7 protein-coding genes and 1 pseudogene are annotated in these 11,623 nt (G+C 65.5%); 5 read left to right on the top strand and 3 right to left on the bottom strand.

Annotated elements, in window-relative coordinates; genetic code table 11:
• Positions 1–2: 2 nt before the first annotated feature.
• Complete coding sequence (locus ACIQ17_RS13660; protein WP_398469434.1) at positions 3–1,172, bottom strand: hypothetical protein; 1,170 nt, start codon at positions 1,170–1,172, stop codon at positions 3–5.
• Positions 1,173–1,248: 76 nt separating this feature from the next.
• Here ACIQ17_RS13660 and ACIQ17_RS13655 point away from each other — a divergent pair, with 76 nt between their 5' ends.
• Positions 1,249–2,436 (top strand): MFS transporter, encoded by a 1,188-nt coding sequence (locus tag ACIQ17_RS13655; RefSeq protein ID WP_398469432.1) that lies wholly within the window; start codon positions 1,249–1,251, stop codon positions 2,434–2,436.
• Between the two features lie 27 nt (positions 2,437–2,463).
• Here the strand turns inward: ACIQ17_RS13655 and dgcA are convergent, their stop codons facing one another.
• Positions 2,464–3,465 carry an N-acetyl-D-Glu racemase DgcA gene (gene dgcA / locus ACIQ17_RS13650; protein WP_398469430.1) on the bottom strand — a complete coding sequence of 334 codons (1,002 nt, stop codon included), beginning with the start codon at positions 3,463–3,465 and terminating at the stop codon, positions 2,464–2,466.
• A gap of 236 nt (positions 3,466–3,701) precedes the next feature.
• On the opposite strand from dgcA, the gene ACIQ17_RS13645 reads away from it, so the two are divergent.
• The 4 genes from ACIQ17_RS13645 to ACIQ17_RS13630 all read left to right on the top strand — a co-directional run bounded on the left by ACIQ17_RS13645 (position 3,702) and on the right by ACIQ17_RS13630 (position 7,549).
• Positions 3,702–4,832 (top strand): MlaE family lipid ABC transporter permease subunit, encoded by a 1,131-nt coding sequence (locus tag ACIQ17_RS13645; protein WP_398469428.1) that lies wholly within the window; start codon positions 3,702–3,704, stop codon positions 4,830–4,832.
• Positions 4,833–4,834: 2 nt separating this feature from the next.
• Entirely contained in the window at positions 4,835–5,638 is an 804-nt protein-coding gene (locus tag ACIQ17_RS13640; RefSeq protein ID WP_398469426.1) for an ABC transporter ATP-binding protein, read from the top strand.
• Between the two features lie 14 nt (positions 5,639–5,652).
• The gene (locus tag ACIQ17_RS13635; RefSeq protein ID WP_398469424.1) at positions 5,653–6,567 is read left to right on the top strand and encodes an MlaD family protein; all 915 of its coding nucleotides are present in this window, start codon (positions 5,653–5,655) and stop codon (positions 6,565–6,567) included.
• A 106-nt stretch (positions 6,568–6,673) separates the two neighbouring features.
• The gene (locus ACIQ17_RS13630) at positions 6,674–7,549 is read left to right on the top strand and encodes an aldose 1-epimerase family protein (protein WP_398469422.1); all 876 of its coding nucleotides are present in this window, start codon (positions 6,674–6,676) and stop codon (positions 7,547–7,549) included.
• A gap of 261 nt (positions 7,550–7,810) precedes the next feature.
• Here the strand turns inward: ACIQ17_RS13630 and ACIQ17_RS13625 are convergent.
• A pseudogene (locus ACIQ17_RS13625) lies at positions 7,811–11,623 on the bottom strand (negative regulator of septation ring formation); the annotation flags it as partial.

Genomic DNA, 11,623 nt, shown 5'->3' with positions numbered 1-11,623 from the left:
TCTTACGAAAAGAACGCGATCTTCTCGGCCTGGGTCATGCGGCGGATCGGGGCCAGCGGATCGGAGGCGGAGGCAGCAGGATTGCTGATCACGCCGTTGGCGATGAGCGCCGCGCCGAGTGAAGGCGCCGGTTCCGCTTGCGGCGGTTCTGGTGCCAGCGCTGCCTCGGCGATCTCGGCCAGCGTCATCTCTTCGGGGGCATGCGCTTGGTTGACCGGAGCCTGATATGCGGTCGGGCCCGGCATCGGTTCTGCAACGGGTTCGAACAGTTCGTCGGTCTCATCGAGATCGAGCGCGCCCATTTCCATGGCAACCGCATCGAGCACCGCGAGGTCTTCGGCCTCCTCGGCGTCGAAACTGATGTCGGCAGCAGTTTCCGTTTCGGGGATGAGCGAAGGCGTATGGGCCAGCGCCTCGGCCGCCTCGGCGAGTGCCTCTGCAGCGGCGAGAGCCTCCTCGACCGGGACCGGCGTGAAGGCCGGCTTTTGGACGGATATCGTCTCGCCAGGCGCCTCGGCGACAGGCTCGCTCGCGGGCGCCTTGAACAGTGGCGTCACCGAGGCCTCGCGCGGCTCGGATGCCGGTTCGGCGACCGGGGCGTCAGCCTGAACGGTCGGGGCAAGGCTCCCATCGGCCAGTGCCTCGATGCGCTCCATCAAGGCGTCGTAGCTGGCCAGCACGGCCTCCCGGCCGCTTTCGCGTGTCTGGGCCTGCACCGCCTCGTGGCCTGCCTCGATGGCTTTCACCTGCGTATCCAGCAGGTCGCAGATCCGCACATCGGCGCCGCATTCGCGCAGCGTCCAGGCGATCTCGCGCACAATACGGGCGCCATTGCGGGCGGCCGTCTGCATATCGCTGTCGTCGCCGCGCGGCAGCACATCAATGGCCGTGGCCTTGGCCTGACGCACGGCGGAGCGGATCGCGCCGAGTGCTGCGGTGAGGCTCAGACCCCGCGGCTGCTGCTTCTGGGCGGCGAGGTTGCCCTCAAGCCGCGATACGGCCTCGAGCAACAGGTTGGTATCGGCATTGCGGTTGCGCTTGGTGTATTCGGCCAGAAACCAGCGACCCCGCGCGGTCTCCATGAAGGCCTCGCGGATCGCCTCATAGTCGGCCTCGCCCGGCAGGTTGGGGCGGGCATTGATCGGCGACAGGGCAAATGCTTCTTCAGCCATCAGGTCAACTCGCAGCGCGCCTTCAGGCGCGATATGTCAGCATGGCAACGATCCCACGCGAATCGCAACCCGTCGAATGGTACCTGAAACCGCCCCCCATATCGCCCCGCCGGTGGCGCGCAAATTCGCGCAGCGACTGGCCATGTTCTACGGCACGGTGTTTGGCTCCAGTGGTTTTTATCTACCATTCTTTCCGGTCTGGCTGAAGGCGATCGGGATCGATCCGGCCTGGATTGGCATCATTCTCGCCGTGCCATCCACAACGCGTTTCACCACGCTGCCTTTCATCACTGCCTTTGCCGAGCGCCACCATGCGCTACGGCAGACCATGATCGTCTGTGCCTTCCTCTCCATGATCGGTTTGGCCGTGGTTGGTACGCTACGCGAACCGCTGGCGATCCTGGTGGTGTTCGCGCTGACGGCCGTCGTGTGGACACCGCTGACGGCACTGACCGACGGTTATGCGCTGAAGGGCGTCGTCCGCTTCGGCTTCAATTACGGGCCACTGAGGCTGTGGGGCTCGGCGGCTTTCGTGGTCGGCGCGCTCGCTTGTGGCCTGGTGGTGAACTGGCTCGATGGCGCGCAACTCATCTGGGTCATCGTCGGCGCAACGGTCCTGTCAGCGATCGTCAGTCTCGGCCTGCAGCCGCTCGGTGCGTCGGTGGGCGACGGGACTGTGTTGTCGAAGGCGAGCGCGCTGCTGCGTGATCCCGGCTTTCTGGCCATCGCCGGTGCGACGGCGCTGATCCAGGGCAGCCATGCCGGTTACTACACATTCGCTTCCATTACCTGGCAGGCGGCGGGCTATGACGGCCTGACCATTGCCGGCCTGTGGACACTCGGCGTGCTGGCGGAGATCGTGCTGTTCGCGCTGTCGCCGCGCATCACCTGGGCGCCGGCGACGCTGGTGATCCTCGGCGGCCTCGGCGCATTGCTGCGCTGGACGCTGACGGCGCAGACATTACCGCTGCCGGTCCTGGTGGTCGTGCAATTGCTGCATGGCGCGACCTATGGGCTGACGCAACTCGGCACCATGGGGCTGCTGCTGCAGCATGTCCCGCAACATGTCCTGGCGCGGGCCCAGGGCTATGTGGCCGCCTGTACCGGACTGGTGATGAGCAGCATGGCGGTGATGTCGGGCGCGGTTTATGCGCGTTACGGTGAGGGTGTGTACTACGTGATGGCAGCGCTTGGCTTCGCTGGCGCCTGCGTGATCTGGCTCGGGCGGAAGCACGTCAGCGAGAAACTGCGCGACGTCGCGTAGGACTGCCAGTCCGCCTTTGGAAACAGGTTACCCCCAAAGCTCCTTCTCCGGCGGATAGACCGTGCTGCCGTCATAGCGCAGTCCCCCGTCGCGGTCCCTGGCCAGCAACAGCGGCCCGTCCAGATCCACGAACCGTGCGCCCTGCGCAATCAGCATCGCCGCTGCCATGGCCAGCGAGGTCGCGACCATGCAGCCGACCATGATGTCGAGCCCCATCTTGCGCGCGGCATCCGCCATCTTCAGCGCTTCAGTGAGGCCGCCGGCCTTGTCGAGCTTGATGTTGATAGCGTCGTATCGGCCCGCCAGAGCCGGCAGCGAGGCGAGGTCGTGGACGCTTTCGTCGGCGCAGACCGGGATCGGCCGTTGCACATGCATCAGCGCCTCGTCATTTCCGGCGGGGAGTGGCTGTTCGATCAGCGTCACGCCGGCATGGTGGCAGGCGTCGAGATTGGCTTTGAGGTTCTCCGCCGTCCATCCCTCATTGGCATCGACGATCAGGGCGGCTTGCGGTGCGGCGCGGCGTACTGCCGCAATGCGCGCCATGTCGTCGTCGCTGCCGAGCTTGATCTTGAGCAGCGGTCGATGCGCCGCCTTGGCAGCGGCAGCCGCCATCGCGTCCGGCGTGCCGAGCGAGATCGTATAGGCCGTGGTGCAGGGGGCAGGCGCCGGCCGCTGCAAAAGGTCCCAGATGCGCAGCCCGCTTTCCTTGGCTTCGAGATCGAGCAGGGCGCAATCCACGGCATTGCGTGCAGCCCCGTGCGGCATGGCCGCCTGCAGGGCGTCGCGGCCAAGGCCTGCGGCAAATGCGGCCGCCATGGCCTGTATCGCGGCCAGCGTGGCTTCCGGCGTCTCGTTGTAGCGCGCATAGGGCACGCACTCGCCGCGACCGGTGTGGCCCCCGCGGCTGATCTCGGCCACCACCACAACGGCCTCCGTCTTGGCACCGCGGCTGATGGTGAAGGTTCCGGCAATGGGCCAGGTCTCGATGCGGGCGGTGAGTGTCGCAGGAAGCGGAGATGCAACGGACAAGCAGGCGTCCTTCGGGTTGAGTGGGTGCCGTGAACTTGATGTCGGTCTCTATAAGTTTAAGTGACCGGCGTGAACTTGTTTGCGACGTAATACAGTGCTTTCAAGAGTGGTCACAGGACACCGTTTGCAAGGCGTTAACCATAGCATCGTGTTGGTCCAATTGAGTTTCTCAAATCCGTATGGCGGCGTGTTAATACTTTGTTCATGTCTCGGTTGAACGTCCCCAAGGGCGCGCTGTGAGCGCTCCCACTCTCGAACAGGTTGCGAAGGGCGATGGCCTGGCGCTGTGCGCCGCCGGCGCCTGGACGTCTGCGTCTGCGCCATTGATGGAGAAGCTCGTTGCCGATGCCGAGAAGCTCAGTGGCAGCCGGCCCAATATCTCCATCGATGTCTCGCAGGTGGCCAAGCTCGATACGTTCGGTGCGTGGCTGATCGAGCGCCTGCGCCGCACGCTGACGGTCGGCGGGCAGGAAACCGAGATCGCCGGCCTGTCGGAAAACTATGCGAGCCTCGTCGACGAGGTCCGCAAGGTAAAGCCGCGGGCGGCGCCGGGACGCGGGCCGAACGGCATCGTGGTTGCGCTCGATGGCATCGGCCGCAATATCTATGGCGTCGGTGAGACGCTGCTGTCGCTGGTGGACATGATCGGCGCAGTGATCGCTGCCTGGTTCCGGATCTGGCTGCACCCGTCGCGCTTCCGGCTCACCTCCATGGTGCATCACCTGCAGCAGGTGTGCTGGAACGCGGTGCCGATCGTGGTGCTGATCACCTTCCTGATCGGCTGTATCGTCGCCCAGCAGGGCATCTTCCATTTCCGCAAGTTCGGCGCCGACGTGTTCGTCGTCGATATGCTCGGCATTCTGGTGCTGCGCGAACTCGGCGTCTTGCTGGTCGCCATCATGGTCGCCGGCCGTTCCGGCAGTGCCTATACGGCCGAGCTTGGCTCCATGAAAATGCGTGAGGAAATCGACGCGCTGCGCACCATGGGCTTCGATCCCGTCGAGGTGCTGATCCTGCCGCGCATGATGGCGCTGGTGCTGGCGATGCCGATCCTGGCCTTCCTCGGCGCCATGGCCGCGCTCTATGGCGGCGGACTGGTGGCCTGGATGTATGGCGGCGTCGATCCGTCGACGTTCCTGTCGCGCCTGCGCGAGGTGCTGTCGATCAATCACTTCGTCGTCGGCATGGCGAAGGCGCCCGTGATGGCGATGGTGATCGGCATCGTTGCCTGCGTCGAGGGCCTCGCGGTGAAGGGCAGTGCGGAATCGCTCGGCCAGCACACCACGGCATCCGTGGTGAAGGGCATCTTTTTCGTCATCGTGATGGATGGCGTATTCGCCATCTTCTTCGCATCGCTCGGGATCTGATCATGAGCCCGGCAGAATCCTATATCGCACCGGCCATGCGCGACGCCATCATCCGCGTGCGTGATCTCACCGTCGCCTTCGGCAGCCGCAAGGTGCTGGATGGTCTCAATCTCGATGTCGCGCGTGGTGAGATCCTAGGCTTCGTCGGCGCGTCCGGTGCCGGCAAGTCGGTGCTGATGCGCACCATCATCGGACTGGTGCCGAAAGTATCGGGCAAGATCGAGGTGTTCGGCACCGATCTCGACAGCAGCGAGAAGGAACGCCGCAATATCGAGCGTCGCTGGGGCATCCTGTTCCAGCATGGCGCGCTGTTCTCGTCGCTGAATGTGCGGCAGAACATCCAGTTTCCGGTGCGCGAATATCTAAAAGTGTCTCAGCGCCTGCTCGACGAGATCACCATGGCGAAGCTCGCAATGGTCGGCCTCAAGCCGGAAGTGGTGGAGCGCTTTCCGTCCGAACTGTCGGGCGGCATGATCAAGCGCGTGGCGCTGGCGCGGGCGCTCGCGCTCGATCCGGAGATCGTGTTTCTGGACGAGCCGACGTCGGGCCTCGATCCGATCGGCGCCGGCGATTTCGACGAACTGGTTCGCACGCTGCAGCGGACGCTCGGGCTCACCGTGTTCATGGTGACCCATGACCTCGACAGTCTGCACACCGCTTGTGACCGTATCGCCGTGCTTGGCAGCGGCAAGATCATCGCCCAGGGAACCATGGCCGACATGCAGGCCGCGACGCATCCCTGGCTACGTGAATATTTCCATGGCAAGCGCGCCCGCGCGGTCCTGGATCAACAAGCTTCGGCTTGAGTGGAGTTTGAGTAATGGAAACTCGGGCGAACTACGTCCTGATCGGAACCTTCACGCTGGCGGTGATCGCCGCGGCGATCGGCTTCGTGATGTGGTTTCAGAACCTGCATTCGGGCAAGCAGCGCACGCCGCTGCGCATCGTGTTCGAAGGCTCGGCCTCGGGCCTGCGCAATGGCGGCAATGTGAACTTCAACGGCATCCGCGTCGGTGAAGTCGTCTCGGTGAAACTCGACAATCCGCGCCGCGTGGTGGCGCTGGCGATGATCGATACCGTGGCGCCGATCCGCAAGGACACGCTGGCGGGCCTGGAATTCCAGGGCCTCACGGGCGTGGCAGCCATCGCGCTGAAGGGCGGCGCGCCCGATGCGCAGGATGTGCCGCTCGACAGCGACGGCGTGCCGGTGCTGACGGCCGATCCCGATGCGACCAAGGATATCGGCGAGGCCGTGCGCGCGACGCTGCAGAACGTCAACCGCCTGGTCAATGACAATCAGGAAGCGCTGAAGGGCGCGCTCAGCAATGTCGAGACCTTTACGGGCGTGCTGGCGCGCAATGCCGAGTCCATCGACGGCATCATGAAAAAGATCGACAGCATCATGGGCAAGGCCGATGGTGTCGTCGCCAAGACCGACAACATCATGCTCGGCCTCGATACCCTGGCCGGCGGCAAGGATGGTGGCGCGCTGACGGCGGCTGTGAAGTCGTTCCATGAGCTGACCGACAATCTCGACAAGCGCACCGGCCAGTTGATCATCGATGGCCGCCGCACTCTCGGCGATGCATCGCGCACGCTGAACGACGTCAGCCGGGCGGTGAACAATCTCGACCGCAACCCGACGCGTCTGCTGTTCGGCCCGAGCACCAGTTCGCAACAGGCGCCGCCTCCGCAGCAGCAACAGGCTCCGCCGCAGCAGCTACGACGGCGGTGATCTGTAACCCGGATGGAGCGGAAGCGTAATCCGGGAATCGGCGATATGCTGTTGCTCCGAATCCCGGATTGCGCTGCGCTCCATCCGGGCTACGAGGAGTTCAGCTATGTCCGACGACCATTTCACCATCAGCAATGGCAGCGTGATGGCCACCATCAAGGCCGATGGCGCCGAGCTGTGTTCGCTGAAGAATGCGGACGGGCATGAGGTGTTGTGGCAGGCGGGGCCGGAATGGCCGCGCCATGCGCCGATCCTGTTTCCCATCGTTGGCCGCCTCAAGGGCGATGTCCTCAAGCATCGCGGCAAGACCTATCCGATGACGCAGCACGGCTTTGCCCGCGACCAGCGCTTTGCCTGGACCGCGCGGGAGAAGACACTGTGCACGCTATCGCTGTCGGATAGCCCGGAGAGCAGGGCGAAATATCCGTTCGCCTTCCGGCTCGATGTCTCCTACGTCGTTGACGGCGACGAGCTGGTGATCGGCTATGCCATCACCAATATGGGCGATGACATGCTGCCCGCTTCGATCGGCGCTCATCCGGCGTTTCAATGGCCGCTGAAGTATGGTGTCGCGAAGGAAGCGCACAGCATTGTATTCGAGAAGCCCGAGCCCGCGCCGATCCGCCGGCTCGATGGCGGACTGTTGTTGCCGGAACCGGAGGCAACATCCGTGCAAGGCGACAAGCTTGCGCTATCGGAAGCGTTGTTCGCCAAGGACGCGATGATTTTCGATCAGATCGCCAGCCACTCACTGCGCTATCAGGCGCCGGGAGCGCCGACGATCACATTCGCCTGGGACGGCTTCCCACAACTCGGCATCTGGTCGAAGCCGTCGGGGGCAGCATTCCTCTGTATCGAGCCATGGCATGGCTATGCCAGCCCGGTGGATTTCGACGGTGAGTTCAGTGACAAGCCCGGCGTGATGCACATCGCGGCCGGAGAGACACGCAGCTTTACGCAGCGGATCGGGTTCGCGCAGTAAGGACTCTGGTCTTTCCCTCCCTCAAGCGTGGCGCAGCCACGCGCCGTGGGGAGGGTGGCCGCGCGTAGCGCGGACGGGTGGGGTGCTTCCCCAAGCTCCGACGTCACGTGGGGAGGGACCCCACCCCCGCCTATCGGCGGACCCTCCCCACTGCGCTTCGCTTGGGGGAGGGAGGCCCCATCAGCAGCGATCTTCTACATCCAAACAAAAAAGCGGTGGCATCGCTGCCTCCGCTTTTCGCGTTTCGGTTCTCGCCAGGTCTTATCCCAGCCGGCCCGCTGCATGGGCCAGCAGCGTGTAGACCAGACCGGTCTCCGAGGTCAGGTGCGCACGCAGCGCCGCCGGACCACGTTCGTCGCGGGCCACCTCGTCGAGCAGGCGCTCGAATTCGGTGATGTAGCGATCCACCGTGCCCTTGAAGGCGCGGTCGGCGCGATACTTGCGGGCCACTTCATCGAAGGCCTTCTGACCGGCCGGCGTGTAGAGGCGCTTGCTGAATGCCTTGCGCTCGCCGCGCTGGTAGCGGTCCCACATCTCGGCCGCGAGATTGCGGTCCATCAGGCGGCTGATGTCGAGCGACAGCGATTCCAGCGGATTGCTGGGAGCTGCCGGCTGCGATGCACGGGCACGCGGGGCTTCTTCCTCGTCCTCGGCGCGACCAAGCAGGTCGCTCAGCCAGCCATCGCCACGGCTTTCAGCGGCCGGAGCAACCGACGGCGCTTCGGTGCGACGCGACGGACTGCCGAAGTCTGCCGTTGGCAGGCTCGATGCGGTGCCGATCGGCGACGAACGGCGCGGTGGCTCGGCACGCGGTGCTTCAGCGCGCGGCGCCTCGGCACGTGTTTCCGCGCGGCTTGTGCCGACGACGGTGGCCATCACGGGCTCCGGTTCACGCTGCGGTGCGCTGCGGGTGGCGGTCGAGACGACATCCATGCCGCGGCCATGACGGGCGACGATGCGGTTCAGTTCGGCCAGCGCCTCGATCTGGTCGACGATCACCTTGCGCATCTGTGCGGTGCTCTCGGCGGCCTCCTGGGGCATCTCGAACACGCCGCGGCGGAGTTCCGTGCGGGTGCTTTCTAGCTCGTTCTGCATCTCGGCAGCCATTGCCTTCATGCTCACGACCATGGATGCGAACTTGTCCGCCGAGGCCTTGAACATGGCTTCCGCCTCGCGGGTGCCCTGCTGGTAGATCTCGGACATGGCGTCGGTGGTGGCGCGGCGCTCGTCTTCCGCCGCGCTGCGCACGGCTTCGAACTGCTTGCTGATGGCGGACGAGCCGGCACCGGCCGTCTCGGCAACCACGCGGGCGATGTCACGGGCACGTTCTTCAGCAGCCGCCAGCGACTCGTCGAGCAGGCTGGTGAAGCGGCTGAGGCGCGTATCGAGATCGGTGGTGCGGCTGTCGATGGTGGTGACCAGCGATTCCAGGGCCGCCTTCTTGTCGCCGACGGAGGTGAGGGTCGAGCGGTTGCTCTGTTCGACCAGGGCGGCGGCATCCACCAGCGCATGGCCATGGGCCTCGAACTGGGTGGAGAGCTCGCCGAGATCGCCCAGCGCCTTTTCCGACTTGGCGGTGAACAGGGTGAGCTGCTCTTCCAGCGTCTGGGTCGCGACGCCGTTGCGCGAGGTCACGTCGTTCATGGTGGCGACGAAGTCGGCCACGCGGGTGACGAGCGCGCGCTCCAGCGAGTTGAGGTTGTCGTGGGCGCCGGTGAGCACTTCCTGCAGCAGGATGTTGCCCTCACGCAGCCGCTCGAACAGGGCCACCGTATCGGTGCGCAGGATCTTGCTGGTCTCCTGCATTTCGGTGACCGCGGTGATCGACACCTGGCGCGACTGCTCGATGGCCGAGCGCGACGAGGTTTCGAGATCCTTGAGCGACTTGTTGACCGCGCCGGCCGCGAGTTCGCCGGCCGCAGTGATGGCGCGCGCGACGTCGATGCCGGAGGTCGCCAGCGTCTGCGAGAAGGTCTGGCTGCGGCCTTCGATCGCCTTCAGGGCCTCCACCGTCACGCGGTCCATGTCGACCGTGAGCTGGTTGGTCTTCGAGCCGAGCGCATCGACCAGCGAGCCGCGCTTCGCGTCCACCATCTGCGACAGACGCTCGGTCTGCTGCTGCACATAGCCGACGAGTTCGTCGGTCTTTGCGCTCATGGTGGTGCCGAACGAGCCCGAGGTCGTGAACACCGAGCGTTCGATCTCCGACGAGGTGGTCTTGATGCGGTTGACGACTTCGTTGGCCGCCGCGATCAGTGCCTGCTGCGCGGTGACGGCGCTGGTCTTGATATTGTCGGTGGTGCTGACGGTGACCGTGGACAGCGAGCGCTCGATATCGACAGAGATCGACTTGATCTGCGACGCTGCGTCGGCCGACGAGGTGGTGAGCGAGGTCTGCACCTCGCGGGCGCTGTTGAGGATCGAGGACGCCGCATCGGCGCCGACGGCGGTGAGTGTGCGCTCCACGTCGGTGGCGAGGTTGCGGACCGTGGACGTGGTCTCGTTGGCAGCCGCGATCAGCGTCGACTGCGCCTCGCGGGCATTGGTGACGATGGCTTCGCTGGTCGCGCTGCTGGCGGCCACGATGCTGCGTTCCATGTCGGCGGCAAGCGTCTGTACATGGGTCGTCGCTTCCGAGGAGGCGAGGACCAGCGTGTTCTGCGCTTCGCGGGCGCCGGTGACGATCGAGCTCGCCGTGGTGGCGCCTGCGGCCGTGATGCTGCGCTCCACATCGGCGGCGAGGGTGCGCACCTGGTTGGCGGCTTCGGTCGAGGCTTCGATGAGCGAAGACTGCACGTTGCGGGTGGAAGCAAGGATGGATTCCGCGCTCGCATTGCCGGCGGCAACCAGCGTGCGCTCCACATCGGCGGCGAGCGAACGCACCTGCTGCGTCGCATCGGTCGAGGCGGTGACCAGCGTCGATTGCGCCGCGCGGGCACCGGACAGCACGGCGTCGGCGGTGGCGGTGCCTGCCGTCGTGAGCGTGCGCTCGATATCCGCCGACAGCGCCTGCATCTGCGAGGTGACGTCGGTCGAGGTCGAGACGAGAGTGCTCTGGGCGTCGCGTGCACCGGCCAGGATGGAGGCGGCGGTGGTCGAGCCGGCGCTGGTGAGTGTGCGCTCCACGTCGGCCGACAGCGTCTTGACCTGATCGGCCGCATCGCTCGATGCGGTGATGAGGGTGCTCTGCGCTTCACGGGCGCTGCTGATGATCGCACCGGCGGCATTGGTGCCGATGGCGGTCAGCGAGTTCTCGATATCGGTGGCGGTCAGGCGCAGCTGGGCGCCGACATCGGTCGAGACCGAGACGAGGGATTCCTGCGCGGCGCGGGCGCCGGCCTGGATCGTCTCGCTGGTATTGACCATGAGATTGGTGAGCGAGCGTTCGGCATCGTCCACATGGCCCTTGATGCCGACAGACAGTTCTTCGGCGCGCGCCATGAGCTGGTCGCTGGCGGTGCGGCCCGAGGTTTCGATGCGGCCGGCGACGGCCTCGATGCGCGAGCCCAGCAGCTCTTCGAACTGCTCGACGCGGTTTTCGATTTCGGTGGCGATGGCGCCGGCGCGGGTCTCGACACCCAGATGGATGGTCTGGAAGCGCGCGGTGATGTTGTCGGCGAGATTGTTGCTGCGATCGTCGATCGCCGCGGTGACACCGGCGATGCGGTGGTCGATGGCGGACACCGCCTGCACGGTGCCCTCGGTGAGGGAGGTCGTGAGGAACGACAGCCGGTCGTCGATGGAGTGGATCGCCTGAACGGCGCCATCGGTGAGCGAGTTGGTGAGATAGGTGAGGCGGGTGTCGATGGTCGCGACGGCGCGCGTGGTGCCCTCGGTCAGCGACGTGGTGAGATGCGTCAGGCGCGCATCGACGGTCTCGACGGCGCGGGTGGTGCCATCGGTCAGCGAGTTCGTGAGGTGGGTCAGGCGTGCATCGACCGTATCGACTGCGCGCTCGGCGCCGTCGGTGAGGGTCGTCTGCAGCGATTGCAGGCGTGCCTCGACGATCGCGGTGACCGACTGGGCCCGGTTGTCGAAGGTCTCTTCCAGACCCTTGAGGCGGTGATCGACGGT

The organism is Tardiphaga sp. (assembly GCF_044340795.1).
GTDB lineage: Bacteria > Pseudomonadota > Alphaproteobacteria > Rhizobiales > Xanthobacteraceae > Tardiphaga.
The sequence above is the reverse complement of the archived record's forward strand: the minus strand, read 5'-3'. Positions and strand labels throughout refer to the sequence as shown.